A 23,624-nucleotide genomic window follows, 5' to 3' on the forward strand; every position below is an offset into this window, starting at 1 on the left:
CCCCGAACTGCTATGTTTGACAAGCGTAAGGCCTTCCGCAGAATAGAAATACAATTGTTGCTGTAACTTCGCCATGATTGCCACCACTTACCGGTAAAGAGTAAATCGTGGTGTGGGCTCAAAGCACTCGCAACTGGCAAAAATGCTAGGTCCGATGACCAAACGCTATCATTCGCGCCGCTTGAACGTCTGCGAAGGCAGCTCACCAAACTGCTGCCGGTACACCTCCGAGAACCGCCCCAGATGCAGGAATCCGTAATCCAGGGCCAGCTCGGTCACACTACGTACGCCACAAGTCGGGTCGCTCAGGCACGCATGCACCCGCTCCAGCTTACGCTGGCGCACGTAATGCTTTGGCGTGATGCCCAAGTGCTGGTCAAACAACGCATACAACGAGCGCAAGCTCATGCAGGCCTGCTCTGCCAGTACCTCAGCCGACAACTCCAGCTTCAGGTTGCGCTCGATGTAGTCAAGAATGCGCTCAAGCCCCGCTTGCGGCCCGCTCAGGCATTCGCGACGGATATTGGTACTCATCAGGGTCAGCAGCTTGCTGGCGACGATCTGGCTGTAGTGGCCCTGCACCCTGGGCAGCGAATCGCTCACCTCTGCTTCCTGGCAGACCATGGCCAGCAGGTTGACGAACCCGTCCAGCTCGTCCAGCCGGTAATGGTTGCGCAAGAACCGCACCCCGCCCTCGGGTCGGTGCCAGCGCTGTTCGTCGCAGATCGAGTCCAGTAGCCGGGTCGGCACCTTGAGGATGAATTTCTCGCAGTCTTCCGAGTAAGTCAGGTCAACCGGGTCGTCGGGGTTGATCAACAACAGTTCGCCCGGCACCAGGTGGTGCTCGCGCTTGTGCCCACGCCACAGGCAGTTGCCGTTGAGCAGCACCTGCAGGTGGTAGATGGTTTCCAGTGCCGGCGAGGTAACGCGCACGCTGCCACCGTAGCTGATGCGGCACAGGTCCAGCTCAGCGAACTTGCGGTGGCTGAGGCTGGCTTGCGGATGAGTGGTGCGGGACAAACCGATGCAATGCTGGCCTACGTGCTGGTTGACATAATCGGACACAGCATAAGGGTCGGCGTGATGAAACACGCTACTGCGCTCGCTCAGCAGGCGGCTTTCCATAGGCAAGGTTACCCGGATCGTTATTGTTCTGGTTGCCGCATCCTACGGCCCGGCGGGCTGTGGTTGCGGTCGTCACGGTCATTCTATCGAGCCGGCTGCGAGTCGCGGGGGCAGGCGACAACCGGTGGATGGGCACACTTAAGCAAAAAGGCGGGGGTTGGGCAATGCGACCTTGGGAATGGATGGGCGGATAGCGAACAGTAAGGACAGGTCAGTGTTCGTTTATCGAACGGCTCAGGCAACCCGGCACCGCTCACTTCACTGCACCGGCAGGAAGTTCATCAACAGCAGGCTTTGCGCATAATTCAACCCAATTCGTCGATAACGCTCATCCAGCAACTCCGCCAGCAAGTCCAGCCGTGCCACGATCTTGCCGAACTCCACGGCAAAACTCAGGTTGCTGCCCTCTTCCGAGATTTCGTTGGAGAACAACAGCAGCACACCATTGGCATCCTGCCGCTGGCTCAACATCCAGGTGGCCTTCTCGATATTGCGCGCCGCGTTGTTGACGAACAGCGGGTCGATGGTATCGGTCATGTAGAACTCGGTACGGCCGCCGTGCGCGGTAATCAGCATGCTGCCGATGGCGTAAATGAACGCACCGACCCGGTCACCGCGAAACTCGGGGCTCAGGGCGTAGCTCAAGGCTGCCAGGTCGCGACGGTTGCCTAGTTGTGGCAAGGGCTGGCGTTGCTCGATGGCGATACGGATCTGCCGCTCGGCAGTGGCAGCGTCAACGTAGCCGGACAGCTTCCACTGGTTGGGGTTGCGCAGGTACAGCTTGTTCATCAGCAGGTACAAGCTCTGCAGGTTGTCGCGCATGGACAGCGTGGCCAGGCGGTCGACGCTGGTCTGGAACAGTTCGCTGGGCTTGCCGTTGCCGAACTGCTCGAGCACGTCGCGGCCCTGCTGTTGGGTGCAGGCGCACAGGCATGTGAGGGCGCCTGCCATTAGCAGGCGGGGGAAGAATTTTGGCTTGCTTGCAACCATCGGCACCGGGTCGATATTCGGCGGCCGCACCGTGGATCAGTGTGGCCTGGCCATGCATAGAGCCCGGAAATTGGAAAAAGTGCGGTGATCGGGGGTTTTGGATACCTGCGCCGGCCTCTTCGCGGGTAAACCCGCTCCCACAAGATCACCACATATCTTGAATACTGCGCAGTACCTGTGGGAGCGGGTTTACCCGCGAAGAGGCCGGCCCAGGCAACACATGAATCACATGGCGTGACGCAACATCTCCACCACCTGCGCATGCAGCGCCGGGTCGCCACAGGCCACCACGCACCCGCCATTCTGTGCGCTGCTGCCATCCCACGCCGTGATCACCCCGCCCGCCCCTTCGATGATCGGCATCAGCGCCTGCACGTCATATGGCTGCAGGCTCGCCTCGACAATCACGTCGACGAACCCGGAAGCCAGCATGCAATAGGCATAGCAATCGCCACCGTAACGCATCAGGCGCGCCTTGCCGGCAACGGCCTCGAACGCAGCCTTGCGCGCGGCGGTATCGAACATGTCCGGCGTGGTGCACATCAACGTGGCCGAGGCCAGGTCGGCACAGGCACGGGTCTTCAACGGCGCACCGCTGTGCCAGGCGCCTTCCGGCGTTCCGACAAAGCGTTCGCCGGTGAACGGCTGGTTCATCACCCCGACCACCGGGCGGGTGCCGTCGTTCAGCGCAATCAGCGTGCCCCACAGCGGCAGGCCGGTGATGAAGGCGCGGGTGCCGTCGATCGGGTCGAGCACCCAGGTCAGCGGGCTGCTGCCGACTGCCACGCCGGCTTCTTCACCGAGGATGCCGTGGTCGGGATAGCGGGCCTGGATCAGCTCGCGCATGGCATCCTCGGCTGCCTTGTCGGCCACGGTCACCGGGTCGTACAGGCGCCCACCCTTGTCCTCGACGTCCAGGCTGGCGCGAAAGTATGGCTTGATCGCCACGGCAGCGGCATCGGCCAGCTGCTCGGCAAAGGCGCGGAATTCGCCGATCTGTTCAGCACTCAGGGACATGGGGCGGGCCTCGTGAAAATGATGGGGCCCGCATCATACCCGACACGCCGTGCCGCGCCAGCCTCCACCAGGCTGCTCATGCGCCCTGCGCGGTCTAGACTGAACAAGACCAGATCACCGGGGGGCTGCCACACGTGGAGGTGTGAGATGAGCCAGTTCAAGCGTCTGTTCGTCATGCTCGGCCCGCAGATGCGCCACACGCCAGCGCTGCAACGCGCTGCGGCGCTGGCGGAATCCAGCGGTGCGTTGCTGGATATCAACGTGTTCGTCGACGATGTCGACACCTTCGGTTTGATGAGCGATAGCCGCGAGCGGGAACGGCTGCTCAGTGACAACCGCCAATGGCTGGCGGACGAAGCCGAGCAACTTGCCAACGCCGGCCTGGATGTATCTACCGAACTGCTGCTGACCCGCGACCCGCTGAGCAGTGTGCTGGAACGGGTCGAGCGCCTGGGCTGCGACCTGCTGATCAAGGATGTGCAGCACGAACCGGTGCTCAAGCGCCTGCTGGTAACGCCACTGGACTGGCAGTTGCTGAAGGACAGCCCGGTCGCCGTGCACCTAGTCAGCGATATCCGCCTGCCCCTGCCCCGGCAGATTGCCGCCGCGGTGGACCTGAACAGCCATGGCGCAGGCGAGCATCTGGATGAGCAGGTGATCCGCTGCGCCCATGCCCTGGCCCTGCAGTGCAATGCCGAACTGCACCTGCTGCATGTGTGCGACGCGGCCAAGACACACATTGCCGACTTCGGCGCTGGCACGGTGACCATGCCCGGCTTCGATGTCAGCGTGCGCACCGCGCAGCGGGCGGCGTTCAACCGGCTGGGCGACCACCACCAGATCCCGCTGGAGCGCAGGCACTTTCTGGAAGGGGCCGCGATCAAGGCGATTGCCCAGTTCGTCGGCCACAGCCGGGCGGATGTGATCGTGATGGGCAGCCACCGGCATGATGCCATGCAGACGTTCCTGGGCGGGACCACGGCGCATGTGCTGGAACATCCGCTGTGCAATGTGTTGGCGATCAAGGCGGTTCGGTGAGTGCTGGTATACCTGCACCGGCCTCTTCGCGGGTAAACCCGCTCCCACAGGAATTCCACTGACCTCAGGCTTGGTGAAACCCCTGTGGGAGCGGGTTTACCCGCGAAGAAGCCAACACGGATTCTACCCTTGGCATCTGGTACACCAGTGCCACATAAAAAGAATGCATTTGATAATGATTCGTAGTAGTTTCTCGGCGCTTGCCCACCCTACCCTCAGCGCCCTACTCCAGGATCGTACCGTCGATGCGTCGCACGTTCGTTTCGCTTTGTGTGCTTCATGCTGTCTCTCCGCTGACCTTTGCCGAGCCTGAACCGCTCAGCGAACCCACCCAGATCGAACTCCAGGCCCTGAACATCACCAGCAGCGCCGACAGCGAACGTGCCGATGGCCCGGTCGAGGGCTACAAGGCTACCCGCTCGGCCAGCGCCACTCGCACCGACACTGCCCTGCACGAAACCCCGCAATCGGTCAGCGTGGTGCCCAAGGATGTACTGGAAGACACAGGCGCCACGCGTCTGCAGGACGGCCTGGACTACGCCGGCGGCGTCGGCCGCGCCAACAACTTCGGCGGCCAGGGCCTGACCACCTTCACCGTGCGTGGCTTCACCACCGGCGAGTTCTACCGCAACGGTTTCCCGATCAACCGCGGCTACCCCAACGCCCCCGACGCCAACACCGTCGAACGCCTGGAAGTGATCCGTGGCCCGGCCAGCAGCCTGTACGGCCGTGGCGACCCAGGCGGCACCTTCAACGTGGTCAGCAAGCAGCCGCTGCCAGAGTCGAAAGTCACCCTGGGAAGCCAGTTCGATGACCAGGGCATGCACCGCGCTACCCTGGACGCCACCGGGCCGCTGAACCAGGACGGCTCGCTGGCCTACCGCCTGAACCTGCTGGGTGAAGGCGGCGAAAGCTTCCGTGACGATGTGGAAAGCGAGCGCTATGACGTGGCGCCTGTAGTCAGCTGGCAGGTCAACGACAGCACGAAGATCGTCTTCGAGGGCGACTTCATGCGCAACAACCACCCGCTGGACCGTGGCCTGACCCGCCTGCCCGGCCAGCTCGGCACAGCTTCGCGCGACACCAACATCTGGGAAAAGGGCAGCGACAACCTGCTGCACAACGACAACAACATGGCCCAGTTGCGTTTCGAGCACCTGCTCAACGACAACTGGACGCTGGGCGGTGGCATGCAGTGGCTCGACGGCTCGCTCAAGGGCAACGCCGTGGAGGCCAACGCATTGCAGGCTGACGGTCGCACGCTGGGGCGCAACTTCAACTACCGCAAACTGGAGTGGACCGACCGCGACTACCAGCTCAACCTCACCGGCCACTTCGACACCGGCGGCTACGCTCATACACTGCTGACGGGCATCGAGTACGAAGACTACGACTACAACTCGATCATCCAGCGCTCGGCCAGCGGTGCCGATAAGTACCCGATTGACATCTTCGACCCGGTACTGGGCCAGCCACGCCCTGCCCTGACCCGCACCACCACCCATGACAAGGAAAACCTGAAGACCTGGGCGGCATTCATCCAGGACCAAGTGGCCCTGACCGAGCGACTGAAGGCGCTGGCGGGTGTGCGCTTCGAGCGCTTCGAGCACGATTACGACGACAAGCTGCCGACCAACCGCGACTTCAGCAAGGGCGAAAACGGCGTCACCCCACGCTTCGGCCTGATCTACGACCTGACCGATACGGTTGCGGTCTATGCCAACACCGCGCGCTCGTTCAAGCCCAACACCGGCACGCCAAGCGGAGGCGGAGGCTTCGACCCGGAGAAAGGCAAGTCCTACGAACTGGGTGTGAAATGGGAGGCACTCGACCGCCAGCTGAGCATCGACGCGGCGATCTATCACATCGTCAAGGAGAACGTCCTGGCGCGCGACCCGAACGACCCCACCGGTACCTACAGTATTGCGGCCGGCGAAGTGCGCAGCCGTGGCCTGGACATCAACATCGCCGGCAACCTGACGCCGGAGTGGCGCGTGATCGGTGGTTATGCCTACGTGGACGCGGAAGTGACCCAGGATACGACCCTGCCCAAGGGCACACGCCTGGCCAACATCCCGCGCAACAGCTTCAGCCTGCTGAACACCTACGAGTTCCAGGATGGCCTGGCCAAGGGGCTGGGGTTGGGGGTTGGGGTGAAGTACGTGGATGATCGCGCCGGTCAGACGGCAGCTACGACCTACACCATGGAGCGCTACAGCGTGGTGGACCTGCTGAGCTTCTACAAGGTCAACGAACACGTGCGGCTGAACCTGGACGTGAAGAACGTGTTCAACAAGGGCTATGACGAAGGCGCTTTCAACAACTACGTCTACCCGGGTGCGCCGCGGACGGTGCAGGCTGGGGTTTCGTATACCTTCTGAATTGCCGGGGCTGCTTCGCAGCCCTTTCGCGACACAAGGCCGCTCCCACAGAAGTTACGCGCATACCTGTGGGAGCGGCCTTGTGTCGCGAAAGGGCCGCAAAGCGGCCCCCGGCCTCAGAACCCTTTGCTGTAGAACAACGAGTACGATTCGATGCCGTCGTTAGGCTGCTTGAGCCCCGCGTTGGAGTAATGCATCGCGCGGATCCCCACCTTCTGCTCCCCCGGCAGTTTCAGGCCGAAGCCGATGCGGTCTTCGAAGTTGACCGACGAGCCCAGGCGCTGGTCGCCCACGTCGGTCTTGGAAAACGCCGCCAAACCAATGCCGGCCTCGATATACGGGGTGTAAGTAAAACCGCTGAACTCGTAGGTGAATACCGGGCTGAACGACAGTGAGTGTGCACCACTGGCCTCACCGCCTTCCCAATAGGTGTAGGCCGCATCCCAGTATCCGGTCAGATGACCGGCGCTGCTTTCCAGCCATTTCTTGTCCCAGTCGAACGACAGGCCAATACGGTAGGTCATGTCACCTTGGCCAGTGGCGCCAACGGCGCCGCTCACCTGCGCTGCCTGGGCCAGATTCGCCCCGGCAAAGGCCAGCACTGCAGCAGCCAGCGAAGCTGCTAGACGGGTTTTCATCAATGACTTCTCCTGATGGTCTACACGGCAAGCGGAGGCTTGGGCCCCTCGATCTTATGTGGTGACCGGATACATCCAGACCGGTCACAGGAAGTAATACTTTTCTGATTATCGTCCAGATAAACAGAAAGTTGAAAGTGAATTGCCACCATTGGCTAATACCCTGCGCCAGCATCTGCCATGCCGAGCAGCAGCACTCAGTCGTATTCCGCTTCTTCGTGCTCGCCCAACAGGCGCCTTTGCCTGGGTGTGGCTTCCTCCAGTACCTGCGGGTTGAAACGCCAGTTCAGGTATGGCGAAAACTTCTGCGCGACCATGCGCCGGCCATAGTGCACTTGCAGCATGTCGCGCTGGCGTGATTGGGTGCAGTTGGCCCCGCCGCTATGCCAGACATCGCTGCGAAACACCAGCGCGTCCCCGGCCTTGCACAGCACCGGCTGGGCCTCTCGGCCCTGCCAGTGTTGCTCGCCAGCCTGCGGTGGCCGTGCCGCGCGGTGGCTGCCGGGCACAATCCAGGTCGGCCCGATGTGATGGTCGATATCGCTGAGGTACAGCTGCGCAGTCAGGATCTGTGGGGGCTGGGTGAAGTCGCCGCGCTCGCTGAGCCAGTCGGGCAACTGCATGGGCAAATGGTCCAGGTGCAGGGCCATGCCGGTGTAGCCCGGGTGGCTGCGCCAGGCAGTCTGGCCGATCACATGGCAGTCGGCGCCCAATGCCGCTTCGGCCAGGGCAATCAGCGGCGGCAGGTCGAGAAAGGGTAACCACAGCGGGTTGCGGTTGAACACGCACTTGTAGTGTTCCAGCAGCCCTTGGTAATCCCAGTGGATGGGCTGCAGGTCATCGATGGCGCAGCGCAGCAAGGCGATACGCAAGGGTTCGAGCACACCGGGGAGCAAAACATAGCCCCGCTCGTCCAACATCTCCAGCTGAAGATCCAGGCTCATGGCGATGTGCTCCTTAGCAGGCAGGAGCACATCCGTACTCCTGCCCGTTTTTCCATCAACGCCAGTTCAGGTTCACGGTGGTGGGGGTCTTGCCATTCACGGTCACCAATTGCTGCACCGTCTCACCCTGGGCGTTGCCAGTCACTTTGTATTTGCCGGGAGGCAACTGCACATACAGCAGCGGCCCGGCATCCGTAAGACTGAGCACGGGCTGGCCCTGTGCATTCTGGATGTCGACGGTAGCACCGCTCTGGAACTTGCCTTCCGGGCCGGTGGAGAGTTCTACGTGCAGGTCATAGCCCGGGGTCTTGCGCAGGGCGTTGGCTTCATCCTGGCCGATGCCGCCTTGCAGGTAGCGGACGCCGTTCTGCTCCTGCTGTTGCAGTTGCACGGCCTGCATGTCGATGGGGGCATTGTGGTCGGAGGCGGCCGCCAGGGTCCATGGCAGCGCCAGAGCGATCAGCAGCGCCGCGCCGAGGGCATAGTGATGGTTACGCATGATACGACCCTCCTTTCGAGGATGGCTTACCTATTATCAGATCCTTCGGGCGTAACGGCGTTCGTGCTGATGCATGGTCGTCTTGATGAAATTTGCATCAATGGTATGGATGTTGCGCTGGAACATCAGGTTGCGCGCCCTTCCTCGAGCAGTTTCACGAACATGCTCAAACTGCGCGATACCGTGCCCCGGCGCCACACCAGCCAGGTTTTGAGGTAACGGAAGTCCTCCGACATCGGCCAGGCACTGACGGTGCTGCAACCGGGCATGTTGTCGAGCATGCTGCGCGGCATCATGGCCAGGCCGGCGCCGGCGCTGACGCAGGCCAGCATGCCGTGGTACGACTCCATTTCGTGGATCTTGCCCGGTACCGCCTGGTCCTGCACGAACCAGTTCTCGAAGTGATGCCGGTATGAACAGTTGGCGCGGAAGGCGTAGATGCTTTCGCCGTTGACGTCCTGGGCGCGGGTTACCGGGGCGTGGTTGAGCGGCGCGATGACCATCATTTCTTCCTCGAACACCGGCATGCCCTCCAGCGTCGGGTGCAGCACCGGGCCGTCGACGAACGCCGCTACCAGGCGCCCCGACAGCACGCCTTCGAGCATGGTCCCGGAAGGCCCGGTGGACAGGTCCAGGTCGACCTTGGGGTAACGCTGGTTATAGGCCGCCAGCAAGGCCGGAATGCGCACCGCCGCCGTGCTTTCCAGCGACCCCAGGGCGAAAGTGCCCTGCGGGTCTTCACCGGCCACTGTCAGCCGCGCCTCGTGCACCAGGTCAAGGATGCGCCGGGTGTACTCGAGGAAGTTCCAGCCTGCGGGGGAAAGGCGCAGGCGGCTCTTTTCACGTATGAAAAGCTCCACGCCCAAGTCCTCCTCCAGTTGCTTGATACGCGTGGTCAGGTTCGACGGCACCCGGTGGATATGCTGCGCAGCGGCACTGATGCTGCCCTGCTCTGCCACGGCCTTGAAGATCTCGAGTTGCACCAGGTCCACAGCCATTCTCCAAACGTGAATGTTTCGCTCATTATTATTCAGTTTTCATTAAAGCCATAGCCCACTAGTCTGGCGTCACGGATCAATTACAACGAGAGTGTCCCGCCATGAGTGCGATCAGCAGCCTGACCCACGCCATCTCCCTCGACCCGTACAGCGGCGAGCAGATCGGCGCCTACCCGTTCGACACCGACGCCGCACTGGAAGCGGCGCTGCAACGCGCCAAGGTTGGCTACCGCCAGTGGCGCCAGGTGTCGCTGGGTCAGCGCAGCGAGTACCTGCTTGCCTTGGCCAGCACCCTCGAAACCAAGGCCGAAGCCTTCGCGCAAATGATCAGCCGCGAAATCGGCAAGCCTGTCGCCCAGGCCCGTGGTGAAGTCAGCAAGTGCGTCGGCCTGTGCCGCTGGTACGCCGAACACGGCCCGGCCATGCTCGCCCCCGAGCCGACCCAGGTCGAGAAAGCCCGCATCGAATACCGCCCGTTGGGCCCGATCCTGGCGGTGATGCCTTGGAACTTCCCGGTCTGGCAGGTACTGCGTGGCGCCGTGCCGGCAATCCTGGCCGGCAATACCTACGTACTCAAGCACGCGCCGAACGTGATGGGCAGCGCCTACCTGCTGGGCGAGCTGTTCAAGGATGCCGGCCTGCCGGAAGGCGTGTTCGAAGTGCTCAACGTGACGCCGGACGGTGTCACTCGCGCCATCAACGACCCACGCATCGCCGCGGTGACCCTGACCGGCAGCGTGCGTGCCGGCATGGCGATTGGTGCGCAAGCCGGCGCGGCGCTGAAGAAGTGCGTGCTGGAGCTGGGCGGTTCCGACCCGTTCATCGTGCTGGCCGACGCGGACCTGGATGCCGCCGTCAAGGCTGCGGTGATCGGCCGTTACCAGAACACCGGCCAGGTCTGCGCTGCCGCCAAGCGCCTGATCGTCGAGGAAAGCATCGTTGACGAATTCACCCGCAAGTTCGTCGAGGCCACTCGCGAGCTGAAGGTCGGCAACCCGCTGGAAGAAGGTACCTACATCGGCCCTATGGCCCGTTACGACCTGCGCGACGAGCTGGATGGCCAGGTCCAGGCGACCATCGCCGAAGGCGCCACCCTGCTGCTGGGCGGCCACAAGGTCGATGGCGTGGCCAACTTCTACGCGCCGACCGTGTTCGCCAACGTCACCCCGCAGATGACTGCGTTCAAGCAGGAACTGTTCGGGCCGGTGGCTGCGATCATCAGCGCACGTGATGCGGAGCATGCGGTGGAGCTGGCCAACGACAGCGAATTCGGCCTGGCCTCGACCATCTACACCGCCGACTACGCGCTGGCCGAACGCATGACCGCGGCGCTGGATACCGGCGGCGTGTTCATCAACGGCTATTGCGCTTCCGACCCCCGCGTGGCGTTTGGCGGGGTGAAGAAGAGCGGCTTCGGGCGTGAACTGTCGCACTTTGGTGTGCGTGAGTTCACCAATGCCCAGACTGTGTGGCTGGACCGTAACTGATCCAGCGTAACAGGGGCCGCTTTGCGGCCCTGTGGGAGCGGCTTTAGCCGCGAAGAATCCAACGCGGTGCATGGCACCGGCTTCGCCGGTGTTCGCGTATGAACCCGCTCTCATAGAACTGCATATAACTCATTGAATTAGCAGGGACCCTGTGGGAGCGGCTTTAGCCGCGAACACCGGCGCAGCCGGTGCCATGCACCGCGTTGGATTCTTCGCGGCTAAAGCCGCTCCCACAGGGTACGAGGATCGCTTGCGAATTCAGTTATCTGGGCTGGGCAATCTCCCACAGGGACTTTGAAGGGCTGAAAAAGCAGCCCGAGGGGCCTCAATCCCGAATCTGGTCCTTGACCCAGTCCAGCATCCCCCCCGGCACGATCAGTTCATGCCGGGCCCGCGAACAGGCGGTATACAACCCCGCCAGCATCCGCGCCCGTTCATTGCGGTTCCCCGCTACCTGCGGCGCTACCATCAGCTCCGGCGACACCATCACCCGGGCGAACTCCATGTTCTTCACATCGCGCACCCGCCCCAGGAACAGTTTGGGCGCCTTGTCCCAGCGGTAACGGCTCTTGGCCCTGGCAAAGTGCTCCGGTGTGTAGCCCTTGCGCAGCATGTTGGCCACGGCGACGAATGCCTTGTCGTCACCCTTGTCCTGCTCCAGCGCCTGCCAGCTGGCATAGCGGAACAGCATCGGGTGACGCGGCCGGGTGCCATGGCGGTACAACTCGATGCAGTCTTCAACGAACAGCTCGAAGTCCTTGCGCGCGCTTTTCAGCAGCACGAACGGCACGCCCTGGTGGGTCAGGCGCTGGAACCAGCCAAACAGGCCCCATTCATCGTCGACGATCAGCGCCGTAGGCTGTTCCGGCACCGTTACCGCATCGAAAAAGCTGACCCGGGTGTAGTGCTCGGCGCTGCCACTGAAGGCCGCCTGGATCGCCGCCGGGTGGGCATTGATCAGCGGGTTCAGCACGTTGTCCATCGCCGGCCCGGCCCGCAGTGAATGGTCGATGTAACGCTGGCGGATAAAGCCGCCATGGTGCGCGCTGAGGCCGTTGAGGTTCTGCAGCTCGTCACCCAGGGCAATGATCGACTGCGGGCTGCGGTCGAGCACGGCAAGCATCGGTGCCGACAGCTCGTGGGCCTCGTCGACGATGACATGGGTGTAGCGGCTGTCGATCACATGACCGGTCAGCGACAGCAGTTTGACCCGATGGTAATCGCGCACCGGCAACTGGATCTCCCGTGCCGACGGGCGAATCAGCTCCTGCCAGTACAGGCGTGCCTTTTCCAGCAACACTTCCTGGTCCAGCGGCGTGGTACCCGGCCCGGCCCACGGCAGGTGCTGCAACTGCAGCTGGGTATCGGCGCTATGGCAGAACGTGCGTACCGCGCGGATGCACAAGGCAACCACATCACGCGCGGCAAGCGGGCCGATGTCGGGAATGGCCAGCCAACGTACCACCTGCGCATCCTGCGGGCGCCACGAAAGCTTGGTGCGATAGGGGTCGCGCAGGCGCCAGCCGTTGCTGGTGAGGTCGCGGTTGAGCAGCTCGTCGGCCAGCTGGCCGAAGGTCAGCGCGGTGTAGGCGGCGGCGTCCTTGACCCGCGCCTGCAGGGCGCGCAGCTGGCCTTCGGTCAAGGCCAGCAACAGCGTGCGCTGGGGCTCGAGCAGGCGGGCGAACTGGTGAATCAGGAAGGTCTTGCCGGTGCCGGCAAAGCCCTGCACCGCCACCGACTCATCGATACCACTGAGGAATTCGCGCAGCAGGCGGTTCTGTTGGTCGCTGAGCATCAGGTCGCTGGCAAGGGAAGGCAGATACACCGGGTGCAGCGGTGTTGCCCGCTGGCGGTAGCTGTCGGCGAACTGGAAATTCCACTGGCCCTCGGCGTCCAGCAACTCCTCGGCCTGGTACTCCACCTCGGTCGATAGCAGTGCAATCCCGTTTTCGCCCAGCATGCCCAGGCCCATGGCGAAGGCTTCGCGATCGAAGTGCTGCGCCACCTGGCCCTGGAAGCGCCCCGGTGCGGCGCTTTCGACCTCGTTGGCAATGCGCACGATTTCGGCAAAGCGGCGTTCCTGCGCATCCGCCGAGGCGGTGGCGGGCTGGCGCGGCAGGTTCTGCACGAACAGCACAGCGGCGGCGTCGAGCACGCTGGCGGTGGTGAAGAAGTCGGTGGTGGGCTCGCTGGCGAGGCGGTCGGCCTGGTCGCTGGGCAAAGGCAGGTAGAACATCGGCACCTCGGGTGGAATCAGGGCGGCACGATAGCAATTTTTGCTGTGGAATGCTGGGTTGTGTATTGCCTGGGCCTGCCTCTTCGCGGGTGAACCCGCTCCCACAGGGACCTCACATGCCTGGCACTGAGGTAATCCTGTAAGAGCAGCTATACCACCAAGCTACACCACCAAATTCAGCCCCTGCCCCGCTTCAAGGTCTCGCTGGGAAACTCCTTGAACAACTGCCGGTAACTCTCTGAAAATCTTCCCAAATGCCAGAACGACCAACGCATCGCCACCTCGGCCACGGTCACGCCATCGCCACGCAACAGATCGCGCCGCGCACCGTTCAGCCGGCGCAGGCGCAACCAGTGCGCCGGCGGCATTCCGGTAAACGCTTTGAAGGCCTGTTGCAACTGACGCAAAGAAACCCCGGCAGCATCCGCCAGCTCCACCAGGTTCAGCGTCTCCTCCGGGCAGTCGGCCGCCCATTCGCTTACCCGGCGCATGATCGCCCGTTCCTCGTCACGCCGGCCCAACGCCACGCCCTGCAGTCGCTGGCAGGCGTTGTCGAGGATGAACAGGCAGTCCTCCAGCAGCTGCTCCGCCAGGGCCTGCCCCTGCAGCGGGCAATCCGCCTGGCCCAGGCGGGTCAGTGTCGCACTCAGCCAACTGCCGAACAGCGCGTTCTGCCCGCTGCCCAGCGGCACCATGAACAACCCTTCCAGGCGTTGCGGGTCAAGCCCATGGCGGGCCAGGAAGGCCTGGTCGAACACGACCGCCACTTCCTGGTAGTTCTCTGGCGTGATCCAGATGTTCCGGCTCTGTTCGTTCAGCAGGTACAGGCTGTTCTCGCTGCGGTCGAAGCAGAACGCCAGCGAACCGCTCGGCGCGCGGAAAAACTGCTCCACCCGGGTGTTCAGCCGCTCCTCGTACACCTCCACCCCGTCCAGCCCCAGGCAACGCAGCTCACCGCTGAAATGCCCGGGCGACATCTGCCGGTACTGCTGCTGCCAGCCAGGGGTGGCACGTACTTGTTCGGTTACGTCGGTGGTGTGGTAAGCCTGGACTTGCAGGGCATTGGCGGTTGTCACGCTCGGTCCTAGTCGCACTCTTTTGGTGCATTCATTGCCGGAGAAAGTGGATAGATCAGCCTTGCGGGCTGCGACCAAGATAGTCTCCAGCGCGTCACCTGGGAAGCGGGACGCCTTCGAAACCCTGGAACGGTTTACGCTGGCACGCCTGCTCCCACACCAAAACCCAACCAAGAGGTCTGTATGAACGCCCCCTTCGATCAGCTGTCCGCCTGGCTGAAAGAACACCGTATCACCGAAGTCGAATGCGTGATCAGCGACCTGACCGGCATCGCCCGCGGCAAGATCGCACCCACCGCCAAGTTTCTCCACGAGCGTGGCATGCGCCTGCCCGAGAGCGTGCTGCTGCAGACGGTCACCGGCGACTATGTCGACGATGACATCTACTACAACCTGCTCGATGCCGCCGACATCGACATGGTCTGCCGCCCAGACCCGAGCGCCGTGTACCAGATCCCGTGGGCGATCGAGCCGACCGCGATCGTTATCCACGACACCTTCGACAAGCAAGGCAACCCCATCGAACTGTCGCCGCGCAACGTGCTGAAGAAAGTGCTCAAGCTTTATGCAGACAAAGGCTGGCAGCCGATCGTGGCACCGGAGATGGAGTTCTACCTGACCCAGCGCTGCGAAGACCCGGACTTGCCGCTGCAAGTGCCGCTGGGGCGTTCCGGCCGTGCCGAAAGCGGCCGCCAGTCGTTCTCGATCGATGCCGCCAACGAGTTCGATCCGCTGTTCGAAGACGTCTACGACTGGTGCGAGATCCAGGGCCTGGACCTGGACACGCTGATCCATGAAGACGGCCCGGCGCAGATGGAGATCAACTTCCGCCATGGCGACGCCCTGGACCTGGCCGACCAGATCACCGTGTTCAAGCGCACCATGCGTGAAGCCGCGCTCAAGCACAACGTGGCCGCCACCTTCATGGCCAAGCCGATCACCGACGAGCCCGGCAGTGCCATGCACCTGCACCAGAGCGTGGTCGACATCGCCACCGGCAAGCCGATCTTCGCCAATGAAGACGGCAGCATGAGCCAGCTGTTCCTGTACCACATCGGCGGTTTGCAGAAGTACATCCCCAAGCTGCTGCCGATGTTCGCGCCCAACGTCAACTCGTTCCGCCGCTTCCTGCCGGACACCTCGGCACCAGTGAACGTCGAGTGGGGTGAGGAAAACCGTACCGCCGGGCTGCGCGTACCCACCTCAAGCCCCGAGGCAATGCGCGTGGAAAACCGCCTGCCGGGCGCCGACGCCAACCCGTACCTGGCCATCGCCGCCAGCCTTCTGTGCGGCTACCTGGGCATGGTCGAGCGCATCGAGCCCAGCGCACCTGTGCAGGGCCGTGCCTACGAGCGGCGCAACCTGCGCCTGCCGATCACCATCGAGGACGCGCTGCAGCACATGGAAGACTGCGAGACCGTGCAGCAGTACCTGGGCAAGCAATTCGTCCAGGGTTATGTGGCGGTCAAGCGTGCCGAGCACGAGAACTACAAGCGGGTTATCAGTTCGTGGGAGCGTGAATTCCTGATGCTGAGCGTCTGACCTTTTCGCGGTACCTGTGGGAGCGGGTTTACCCGCGAATGCTGTGGTGCATTCAACGACGTATTCGCGGGTAAACCCGCTCCCACAGGGCACGAGCCCTTGCACCGAACTCGAAGAACAATACCAACGAGGTGTCCCCATGCGTCATCTGCAAGCCCTGATCCCCGCCGCATTCACCCTGCTGTTCGCCACCACTACCCAGGCCACTCCCTCGGTCAGCGTGTACAACTGGACCGACTACATCGGTGACACCACCGTGGCCGACTTCCAGGCCAGCAGCGGGATCAAGGTGGTCTATGACGTGTTCGACTCCAACGAAACACTGGAAGGCAAGCTGCTGGCCGGGCGCACCGGCTATGACGTAGTGGTGCCATCCAACCACTTCCTCGCACGCCAGGCACAGGCGGGTGCCTTCCTGCCGCTGGACCGCAGCAAGCTGCCGAACTGGCAGCACCTGGACCCCAAGCTGCTCAAGCAACTTGAACAGAACGACCCGGGCAACCAGTACGCCGTACCCTACCTGTGGGGTACCAACGGCATCGGCTACAACATCGACAAGGTCAAGGCGGCCCTGGGCGTCGACCATATCGATTCATGGGCGGTGCTGTTCGAACCCGAGAACCTGAAAAAGCTCAAGCAATGCGGCGTGGCGTTCATGGACTCGCCCGATGAACTGTTCCCGGCCGTGCTCAACTACCTGGGCATGAACCCGCGCAGCGAAAAACCGGCCGACTACGCCAAGGCGGAAGCCCGCCTGCTCGAACTGCGCCCCTATATCACCTACTTCCACTCCTCCAAGTACGTTTCCGACCTGGCCAATGGCGATGTCTGCGTGGCCTTCGGCTACTCCGGCGACGTGTTCCAAGCCGCCAACCGCGCCGTGGAAGCGAAGAATGGGGTAAAGATCGCCTACAGCATTCCCAAGGAAGGCAGCAACCTGTGGTTCGACCTGCTGGCCATCCCCAAGGACGCCAACAACCCCGAACAAGCCCTGGCGTTCATCAACTACCTGCTCGACCCCAAGGTGATCGCCAAGGTCAGCGCCACGGTCGGATATGCCAATGCAAACCCCGATGCCCAGGCCTACATGGACGCATCGCTGGTAAACAACCCTGAGATCTACCCACCCCAGGACGTGCTGGACAAGCTGTACATCTCCAGCACGCCGAGCCCGAAGATCATGCGTGTCATGACTCGCTCCTGGAGCAAGATCAAGTCCAACCGCTGAGTCGAGAACGCCCATGTCTTCTACTACCCAACACACCGCTTCGTACTATGCCGCCACGGCACGCGATGCAGCGCCCTATCCCAGCCTGGACGGCGAACTGAGCGCCGATGTGTGCGTGGTCGGCGGCGGGCTGACCGGGGTCAATACCGCCCTGGAACTGGCCGAGCGCGGGCTCTCGGTGGTGCTGCTTGAAGGCCGGCGCATCGGCTGGGGCGCCAGCGGCCGCAACGGCGGCCAGCTGATTCGCGGCATCGGCCATGACGTCAACGGCTTTGCCCGGCATGTCGGCCAGGACGGCGTGCACTACCTGAAACAAGCCGGCATCGATTCGGTAGCGCTGGTGGCCAGCCGCATCGCCCGGTACGGCATTGCCTGCGACCTGCGCTGGGGCTTCTGCGAACTGGCCAACACCCCTGCGCAGTTCGCCGCCTTCAAGGACGAACAGGACGATCTCGACGCACTCGGCTATCGCCCTGAAACCCGCCTGGTCAGTGCCGACCGGCTGCATGAAATCGTTGCCAGCGACCAATACGCCGGCGGCCTGGTAGACATGGGCTCGGGCCACCTGCACCCGCTTGATCTGGTCCAGGGCGAAGCCCGCGCCGCCCATGGCTTGGGCGTACGCATCTTCGAGCAGAGTCCGGTGTTGCGCATCGAGCATGGCCCCCGCGTGACCCTGCACACGGCTCGTGGCAAGGTGCGGGCAGGCAGCCTGGTGCTGGGCTGCAACGCACATCTCGATGAACTGGAGCCACGCCTGAGCGGCAAGGTGCTGCCGGCCGGCAGCTACGTGGTGGCTACCGAACCATTGCCCGAGTCACTGGCCAGCAGCCTGATCCCGCAGAACATGGCGCTGTGCGACCAGAAAGTCGGCCTGGACTACTACCGCCTCACGGCAGACCGGCGCCTGCTGTTCGGCGGCGCCTGCCACTATTCCGGTCGCGACCCCAAGGACATCGCCGCCTACATGCGGCCCAAGGTGCTGAAGGTGTTCCCGCAGCTGGCCAACGTGCGTATCGACTACCAGTGGGGCGGCATGATCGGCATCACCGCCAACCGCTTCCCCCAAGTCGGGCGCCTCAGCCAGCACCCCAATGTTTACTACGCCCAGGGCTATTCCGGGCATGGGCTGAACGTGACGCACTGGACAGCGAAACTGCTGGCCGAAAGCATCGCGCTCGGCCACAGCCAGGGGCTGGACGTGTTCAGCGCCGTGCCACACCTGACCTTCCCCGGCGGCAAGGCACTACGCTCGCCGCTGCTGGCGCTGGGGATGTTGTGGTATCGATTGCGGGAGGTGCTGGGTTGAGTTCGCCACGAGCTTTGCGGCGCTCGGTCTCACAGGCGCAGAAAAACTCAAGACAAACCCTTCCACCCCCTCCAACTTTCTACCATTTCACAATCGATTGAACCTACCCACTGGCCAACTGCCCCGCACCTGCTAGCGTTGTTCTGGCCGACCTATCATGGATGCATCTTCATCATGAAATCATTGCCCCGCATTACCCTGTTGTGCGCCGCACTGCTAACCATGGCCGCCTGCTCCAGCAATCGCGTGGACCCGAAGGACTACTCCGGCTTCCTCAAGGATTACAGCCGGCTGCAGGAAGCCAAGAGCCCGTCGGGTGACCCGGTGATGCGCTGGATCGACCCCAAGGTCAACGTCAACCAGTACAGCCAGGTGTTCATCGAGCCCAGCCAGTTCTACCCCAAGCCGCAGCCGACGCCGGTCATCTCGGCGCAGACGCTGCAGGAAATCACCCGCTACTTCAACGAAGCGCTGCGCCGTGAAATGGGCAGCGTGGTACCGCTGGCCAAGGGCCCCGGCCCGGGCGTGATCGTGGTGCGCCCGGCCATCACTGCGGTGTCCACCAGCAACGAGGGTCTCAAGCCTTATGAGGTCATCCCTATCGCGCTGATTTCAGCCGGTGTGAACACCGCCATGGGCGGCCGTGACCAAGAGGTGGATGTCGGCGTGGAAGCTGCGTTCCTCGATGGTGCCAGTCAGAAAGTGCTGGCCCAGGTCGTGCGCAAGGGCACGGGGCAGGATCTGGAGAACAAGACCACGCAACTGACCCTGAATGACGTCAAGCCGGTGCTGGATGGCTGGGCCAAGGACATGCGCGCGAGCTTCCTGGAAGCGAAGCAGAAAGCCCGCTGATACCGACCGGACACGGAACCTGTGGGAGCGGCCTTGTGTCGCGAAAGGGCCGCAGAGCGGCCCCGGGATCTCAGCTCAGGCGTATGAATGGGGCTGCTTCGCAGCCCTTTCGCGACACAAGGCCGCTCCCCCAAGACCGCGCTGACCGTTGCGGTGACTCAGCACTCGACGAAGGCAACGGCCAGGCCGCCGCGCGAAGTCTCCTTGTAGTTGGCATGCATGTCCGCCCCGGTATCACGCATGGTGCGGATCACCCGGTCGAGCGAGATGAAGTGCTCGCCATCCCCTCTCAACGCCATCTGCACGGCGTTGATCGCTTTCACCGCAGCAATCGCGTTGCGCTCGATACACGGCACCTGCACCAAGCCGCCGACAGGGTCGCAGGTCAGCCCAAGGTTATGCTCCAGGGCAATCTCGGCGGCATTTTCCAGCTGCGGCGGCGTAGCGCCCAGCACCTGGGCAAGGCCGGCAGCGGCCATCGAACAGGCCGAACCTACCTCGCCCTGGCAACCAACCTCGGCCCCGGAAATCGACGCATTCTTCTTGCACAGGATACCGACCGCCGCTGCCGCCAGCAGGAAGTCCACCACGTCCGCGTCGCACGCCCCCGGGTTGAACTTCATGTAGTAATGCAGCACCGCCGGGATGATGCCGGCAGCACCATTGGTAGGTGCTGTGACCATGCGCCCGCCGGCGGCATTCTCTTCATTCACCGCAAGGGCGAACAAGTTGACCCATTCCATGGCACTGAGGGTGGAGCCGATCACGTTGGGCTTGCCCAGCTCCTGCAGGCTGCGATGCAGCCGCGCCGCACGGCGCTTGACGTGCAACCCGCCCGGCAGGATGCCTTCATTACGCAGGCCATTGTCGACGCATTCACGCATGGCACCCCAGATCCGCAGCAGGCCCTCGCGTACCTCGGCCTCAGGGCGCCAGGCGCATTCGTTGGCCATCATCAGCTGCGCCACACTCAAGCCATGGCTCTTGCACAAGGCCAGCAATTGCGCAGCGCTGTCGAACTCGTACGGCAGCACCACCGCGTTCGCTTCGAGCGCTGGCGCGTCGATCTCGGCTTGCTCGACGATAAAACCACCGCCCACCGAATAGTAGGTCTGGCGCAACAGGCTGCCCTGCCCGTCCATGGCTTCCAGGCTCATGGCATTGGGGTGATACGGCAGGTTCTCGTCGAGCAGCAGCATGTCGCGGCTGTACTCGAACGCCAGCGGGTGGCTGCCATCGAGCATCAGGCAGTGCTCCTGCATCACCTGGCCAATGCGCGACTCGATGGTGGCCGGGTCGATGCGGTCCGGCCACTGGCCCATCAGGCCGAGCAGGCAGGCGCGATCGGTCGCATGGCCAACCCCGGTTGCCGACAGCGACCCGTACAACCGCACCTCGACACGGCTTGCCTGGGCCAGCAGCCCCTGTTCGCGCAGGGCCTGGGCAAAGGTAGCCGCCGCCCGCATCGGGCCGACGGTGTGGGAACTGGACGGCCCGATGCCGATTTTGAAAAGGTCGAAAACACTGATAGCCATGCTAATGCCTGACCGTGCCCGGGTATGAAGCCGCAGCGCGGTTATCTGGAGAAATTGAGCGATATTGCGATTTTGCGCGATACTGCCGCGCTGGCTCACGGATGACCAACGAAACTTCCTAAGCAAGGCTTTAGTGGTACTAAACGATGCGACGACAACTCAATGGCCAGACGTTCGTCTGGCTACACGTGTTCGCCTGTGCGGCCCGGCACTTGTCCTTCACCCGCTGTGCCGAAGAGCTGCACATTACCCCGGGCGCCGTCAGCCAACAGATGCGCCAGTTGGAGGAACGCCTGGGCTACCAGCTGTTCCTGCGTCGGGCACGTGGTGTGGAACTGAGCGCCGAAGGGCAACGCCTGGCACAGACGGTGACCGAAGCCTACGGCAGCATCGAAGCCGAACTGCTGCGCCTGGATGCAGGTGAGATCCGCGGCACCTTGCGCCTGCGCTCGATCCCGTCGTTCCTGGCCAAATGGCTCACGCCTCGCCTTCCGCGTTTTCAACAACGCTACCCGGACATCGAGTTGCGTCTGGTGGCCGAAGACAGTGCCCAGGCGTTGACACCGGGCGATTTCGACCTGGCCATCGACCTGAACGATGGCAGCTACCCCGGCATGCTCTCGACACCACTGCTGGACGAGCAGATCTTCCCCGTGTGCTCCCCCACCTTGCTGCGCGGGCGCCCGCCGCTGCACGGGCCGGCAGATCTTGTGCACTACCCGCTGCTGCACGACATTACGGCCTGGCGCGGCAGTTCGGAATATGCCGAATGGGAGTTCTACCTGGAGGGCATCGGCGCCGCCGGCCTGGATGTGCGGCGCGGGCATACCTTCAACCGCAACCACCTGACCATCGAGGCGGCGATTGCCGGCATTGGCGTGGCGATCGCCCGACGCACGCTGCTCAACGACGAACTGGAGCGCGGCGCACTGATCGTGCCGTTCGGGGTGCCTATCGCCAATCACAAGCGCTATGTAGTGCATTACCCACCGGGCGGGCTGAACCAGCCGGGGGCGCGGGCGGTGCATGACTGGCTGGTGGAGGAAGCGCGGGGGTTCAGGGAGTTGCACCCGCTGAACAAAGACTAGGCCAGCCAATTGCGCTTGCACGCTGCAAATGACTCATTGAATTGGCAGGGACCCTGTGGGAGCGGCTTTAGCCGCGAACACCGGCGCAGCCGGTGCCATGCACCGCGTTGGATTCTTCGCGGGTAAACCCGCTCCCACAGGGTGCGCAGAGCGCTTGCGAGATTTGTGCGTCAGTAGGCCTGCTTGCCGGTAAACGCATTCAACGTGCGCACCAGGATGACGAAATCCAGCCACAGCGACCAGTTGTTGATGTACTCGATGTCCGAGTCCACCCGCTGGATCATCTGCTCGATATCCCTGGTTTCGCCCCTGAACCCACGTACCTGCGCCAGGCCGGTCATGCCAGGCTTGATATTGTGGCGAGCGAAGTAGTCGACGATGTCCTGCGAATACAACGTGTCATGCTGCAACGCATGCGGCCGCGGCCCTACCAGCGACATCTCCCCGGTCAGCACATTGAACAACTGCGGCAGTTCATCGAGGCTGGTGCGGCGGATAAAGGCGCCGACCCGGGTCAGCCGTGGGTCATCCCTCTGCGCCTGCTTCACCACGCCATCTTCCGGCTGGTGGACATGCATGCTCCTGAACTTCCAGATACGGAACGCTTCCCCCGTCCAGCCGGTGCGCTCCTGACGGAAGAAAACCGGGCCGCGGCTATCGAGCTTGATGGCCAGCGCAACGGCCAGCAACACCGGCGATGCCAGCAGCAGGATCAGCGCCGCCAACACCCTGTCCTCGAGGTTCTTCAAGAACAGGCTCATGCCCGTCAGCGGTGTTTCCGACAAGGTCAGCACAGGTATGCCGGCAATTTCCCGCACACTGTGATTGATCAGGCGCAACGAGAAGATATCCGGTACCCAGTTCACCGCGATGCACTTGTCGAGCAACTTGAAATACACATCGTTGATGACCTCGGAACCGCCCAGCGGGGTCACCAGGTACACTGTGCGAATGCCATGGCGGGCCACGATATCGTCGAGCTCGGCAACATGCCCGAGCACCGGCATGCGCTGCTTTCCTTCGGCACTTTCGCGCCCCGGCTCATCGGCATTGTCGATCAGCACGCAACCCAGCACGCGTTCGCCGAACCAGGGGTTGTTGCTGATTTTCTGATACAGGAAGTTGGCCAGATCACCGGCACCAATGATCAGGGCGTTGTCCAGGCGTGCATGGGCGGTGAAGCGCTTTTGCAATTCGCGCACGGCAAAGTGCAGGAACAACTGGGCGATGTAGCCAATGATGAACAACTGCACGACCAGCAGTCGCGAATAGGTTTCGCTCTGTTTGGCCAGGAAGGCCATGACCACCAGGAAGCAAAAAGTTGCCGACCAGGCCTTGAACAGCCGGAAAGCCTTGATGGAAAGCCCGACGTTGGTACGGTAGATCGCATAGTGATCGTAGATGACTGCCAGTGCGCCAACCAGCAACAGCAGCATGATCACGTAATCGGAAGTGATGTAGCCAAACTGGTCGTAGATCAGGTACCAGGCAATGCCGATGACTGCAATTCCATCGAGGCCGGCCTGAATAGCGTTACTTACGCTGCTTCTTCTCTGCAATAAGGAACGACTGCTTCTGGGCTCTAAGACCATTTCAGACCTCATCAATTTGCGTGCAGCAAATGCCTTCCACCAACAAGCA

At 62.8% G+C, this 23,624-nt stretch carries 19 protein-coding genes; 8 read left to right on the forward strand and 11 right to left on the reverse strand.

What is annotated here, in order from left to right:
• Positions 1-168: 168 nt before the first annotated feature.
• The 3 genes from benR to hisN all read right to left on the reverse strand — a co-directional run bounded on the left by benR (position 169) and on the right by hisN (position 3,132).
• Entirely contained in the window at positions 169-1,125 is a 957-nt protein-coding gene (benR, locus tag NY023_RS14480; protein ID WP_013972680.1) for a benABC operon transcriptional activator BenR, read from the reverse strand.
• Positions 1,126-1,383: 258 nt separating this feature from the next.
• Positions 1,384-2,115 carry a hypothetical protein gene (locus NY023_RS14485; protein ID WP_024087153.1) on the reverse strand — a complete coding sequence of 244 codons (732 nt, stop codon included), beginning with the start codon at positions 2,113-2,115 and terminating at the stop codon, positions 1,384-1,386.
• 225 nt (positions 2,116-2,340) lie between these two features.
• On the reverse strand, positions 2,341-3,132 hold the full coding sequence (hisN, locus tag NY023_RS14490) for a histidinol-phosphatase (protein WP_013972682.1): 792 nt from the start codon (positions 3,130-3,132) through the stop codon (positions 2,341-2,343).
• A 147-nt stretch (positions 3,133-3,279) separates the two neighbouring features.
• On the opposite strand from hisN, the gene NY023_RS14495 reads away from it, so the two are divergent.
• Together NY023_RS14495 and NY023_RS14500 are read left to right on the forward strand one after the other, a co-directional pair.
• Positions 3,280-4,170, forward strand: coding sequence for a universal stress protein (locus NY023_RS14495; protein WP_013972683.1), 891 nt, complete (start codon positions 3,280-3,282; stop codon positions 4,168-4,170).
• Positions 4,171-4,415: 245 nt separating this feature from the next.
• A complete protein-coding gene (locus NY023_RS14500) occupies positions 4,416-6,551 on the forward strand; it encodes a TonB-dependent siderophore receptor (RefSeq protein WP_023660648.1) in 2,136 nt (711 codons plus the stop codon).
• 116 nt (positions 6,552-6,667) lie between these two features.
• Here the strand turns inward: NY023_RS14500 and NY023_RS14505 are convergent, their stop codons facing one another.
• The 4 genes from NY023_RS14505 to ptrR form a co-directional block, all read right to left on the reverse strand.
• Positions 6,668-7,189, reverse strand: a complete 522-nt coding sequence (locus NY023_RS14505) for an acyloxyacyl hydrolase (protein WP_013972685.1) — start codon at positions 7,187-7,189, stop codon at positions 6,668-6,670.
• 197 nt (positions 7,190-7,386) lie between these two features.
• Entirely contained in the window at positions 7,387-8,133 is a 747-nt protein-coding gene (locus NY023_RS14510) for a phytanoyl-CoA dioxygenase family protein (protein WP_013972686.1), read from the reverse strand.
• A gap of 55 nt (positions 8,134-8,188) precedes the next feature.
• A complete protein-coding gene (locus NY023_RS14515) occupies positions 8,189-8,632 on the reverse strand; it encodes a hypothetical protein (RefSeq protein WP_013972687.1) in 444 nt (147 codons plus the stop codon).
• 125 nt (positions 8,633-8,757) lie between these two features.
• Positions 8,758-9,624 carry a putrescine utilization regulator PtrR gene (gene ptrR, locus NY023_RS14520; protein WP_013972688.1) on the reverse strand — a complete coding sequence of 289 codons (867 nt, stop codon included), beginning with the start codon at positions 9,622-9,624 and terminating at the stop codon, positions 8,758-8,760.
• A gap of 107 nt (positions 9,625-9,731) precedes the next feature.
• Between ptrR and NY023_RS14525 the strand changes: the two genes are divergently transcribed.
• A complete protein-coding gene (locus NY023_RS14525) occupies positions 9,732-11,117 on the forward strand; it encodes an aldehyde dehydrogenase family protein (RefSeq protein ID WP_013972689.1) in 1,386 nt (461 codons plus the stop codon).
• A gap of 325 nt (positions 11,118-11,442) precedes the next feature.
• Here NY023_RS14525 and NY023_RS14530 read toward each other — a convergent pair whose 3' ends face one another.
• Both NY023_RS14530 and NY023_RS14535 read right to left on the reverse strand, forming a co-directional pair.
• The gene (locus tag NY023_RS14530; protein ID WP_024087154.1) at positions 11,443-13,353 is read right to left on the reverse strand and encodes an AAA family ATPase; all 1,911 of its coding nucleotides are present in this window, start codon (positions 13,351-13,353) and stop codon (positions 11,443-11,445) included.
• A 176-nt stretch (positions 13,354-13,529) separates the two neighbouring features.
• Positions 13,530-14,429, reverse strand: a complete 900-nt coding sequence (locus NY023_RS14535) for a helix-turn-helix domain-containing protein (protein WP_013972692.1) — start codon at positions 14,427-14,429, stop codon at positions 13,530-13,532.
• A 183-nt stretch (positions 14,430-14,612) separates the two neighbouring features.
• Between NY023_RS14535 and NY023_RS14540 the strand changes: the two genes are divergently transcribed.
• From NY023_RS14540 to NY023_RS14555, 4 genes are all read left to right on the forward strand, one after another.
• The gene (locus tag NY023_RS14540) at positions 14,613-15,971 is read left to right on the forward strand and encodes a glutamine synthetase family protein (RefSeq protein ID WP_013972693.1); all 1,359 of its coding nucleotides are present in this window, start codon (positions 14,613-14,615) and stop codon (positions 15,969-15,971) included.
• Positions 15,972-16,110: 139 nt separating this feature from the next.
• Positions 16,111-17,199 (forward strand): polyamine ABC transporter substrate-binding protein, encoded by a 1,089-nt coding sequence (locus NY023_RS14545; protein ID WP_024087156.1) that lies wholly within the window; start codon positions 16,111-16,113, stop codon positions 17,197-17,199.
• Positions 17,200-17,212: 13 nt separating this feature from the next.
• The gene (locus tag NY023_RS14550; protein ID WP_013972695.1) at positions 17,213-18,508 is read left to right on the forward strand and encodes an NAD(P)/FAD-dependent oxidoreductase; all 1,296 of its coding nucleotides are present in this window, start codon (positions 17,213-17,215) and stop codon (positions 18,506-18,508) included.
• Positions 18,509-18,682: 174 nt separating this feature from the next.
• Positions 18,683-19,360 carry a DUF3313 domain-containing protein gene (locus tag NY023_RS14555; protein WP_024087157.1) on the forward strand — a complete coding sequence of 226 codons (678 nt, stop codon included), beginning with the start codon at positions 18,683-18,685 and terminating at the stop codon, positions 19,358-19,360.
• A gap of 158 nt (positions 19,361-19,518) precedes the next feature.
• Here the strand turns inward: NY023_RS14555 and NY023_RS14560 are convergent, their stop codons facing one another.
• Positions 19,519-20,895 (reverse strand): L-serine ammonia-lyase, encoded by a 1,377-nt coding sequence (locus tag NY023_RS14560; protein WP_013972697.1) that lies wholly within the window; start codon positions 20,893-20,895, stop codon positions 19,519-19,521.
• Positions 20,896-21,041: 146 nt separating this feature from the next.
• On the opposite strand from NY023_RS14560, the gene NY023_RS14565 reads away from it, so the two are divergent.
• Positions 21,042-21,983: a LysR substrate-binding domain-containing protein gene (locus NY023_RS14565; RefSeq protein ID WP_013972698.1), complete on the forward strand. Its 942-nt coding sequence runs from the start codon at positions 21,042-21,044 to the stop codon at positions 21,981-21,983.
• Between the two features lie 170 nt (positions 21,984-22,153).
• On the opposite strand, the gene NY023_RS14570 is transcribed toward NY023_RS14565, so the two are convergent.
• Positions 22,154-23,575, reverse strand: coding sequence for an undecaprenyl-phosphate glucose phosphotransferase (locus NY023_RS14570; RefSeq protein ID WP_024087158.1), 1,422 nt, complete (start codon positions 23,573-23,575; stop codon positions 22,154-22,156).
• Positions 23,576-23,624: the final 49 nt, after the last annotated feature.

The organism is Pseudomonas sp. NBB (genome assembly GCF_032701105.1).
In the GTDB taxonomy this organism is placed as follows: Bacteria; Pseudomonadota; Gammaproteobacteria; order Pseudomonadales; family Pseudomonadaceae; genus Aquipseudomonas; species Aquipseudomonas asiatica.

Excerpts from the sequence above, each read along its gene's own strand:
- NY023_RS14560 (WP_013972697.1), bottom strand. The coding sequence starts at position 20,895 with ATGGCTATCAGTGTTTTCGACCTTTTCAAAATCGGCATCGGGCCGTCC.
- NY023_RS14500 (WP_023660648.1), top strand. The coding sequence starts at position 4,416 with ATGCGTCGCACGTTCGTTTCGCTTTGTGTGCTTCATGCTGTCTCTCCG.
- NY023_RS14530 (WP_024087154.1), bottom strand. The coding sequence starts at position 13,353 with ATGTTCTACCTGCCTTTGCCCAGCGACCAGGCCGACCGCCTCGCCAGC.
- NY023_RS14485 (WP_024087153.1), bottom strand. The coding sequence starts at position 2,115 with ATGGTTGCAAGCAAGCCAAAATTCTTCCCCCGCCTGCTAATGGCAGGC.
- NY023_RS14510 (WP_013972686.1), bottom strand. The coding sequence starts at position 8,133 with ATGAGCCTGGATCTTCAGCTGGAGATGTTGGACGAGCGGGGCTATGTT.
- benR (WP_013972680.1), bottom strand. The coding sequence starts at position 1,125 with ATGGAAAGCCGCCTGCTGAGCGAGCGCAGTAGCGTGTTTCATCACGCC.
- NY023_RS14495 (WP_013972683.1), top strand. The coding sequence starts at position 3,280 with ATGAGCCAGTTCAAGCGTCTGTTCGTCATGCTCGGCCCGCAGATGCGC.
- NY023_RS14525 (WP_013972689.1), top strand. The coding sequence starts at position 9,732 with ATGAGTGCGATCAGCAGCCTGACCCACGCCATCTCCCTCGACCCGTAC.
- NY023_RS14550 (WP_013972695.1), top strand. The coding sequence starts at position 17,213 with ATGTCTTCTACTACCCAACACACCGCTTCGTACTATGCCGCCACGGCA.
- NY023_RS14515 (WP_013972687.1), bottom strand. The coding sequence starts at position 8,632 with ATGCGTAACCATCACTATGCCCTCGGCGCGGCGCTGCTGATCGCTCTG.
- hisN (WP_013972682.1), bottom strand. The coding sequence starts at position 3,132 with ATGTCCCTGAGTGCTGAACAGATCGGCGAATTCCGCGCCTTTGCCGAG.
- NY023_RS14555 (WP_024087157.1), top strand. The coding sequence starts at position 18,683 with ATGAAATCATTGCCCCGCATTACCCTGTTGTGCGCCGCACTGCTAACC.
- NY023_RS14540 (WP_013972693.1), top strand. The coding sequence starts at position 14,613 with ATGAACGCCCCCTTCGATCAGCTGTCCGCCTGGCTGAAAGAACACCGT.
- NY023_RS14565 (WP_013972698.1), top strand. The coding sequence starts at position 21,042 with ATGCGACGACAACTCAATGGCCAGACGTTCGTCTGGCTACACGTGTTC.
- NY023_RS14545 (WP_024087156.1), top strand. The coding sequence starts at position 16,111 with ATGCGTCATCTGCAAGCCCTGATCCCCGCCGCATTCACCCTGCTGTTC.
- NY023_RS14570 (WP_024087158.1), bottom strand. The coding sequence starts at position 23,575 with ATGGTCTTAGAGCCCAGAAGCAGTCGTTCCTTATTGCAGAGAAGAAGC.
- NY023_RS14505 (WP_013972685.1), bottom strand. The coding sequence starts at position 7,189 with ATGAAAACCCGTCTAGCAGCTTCGCTGGCTGCTGCAGTGCTGGCCTTT.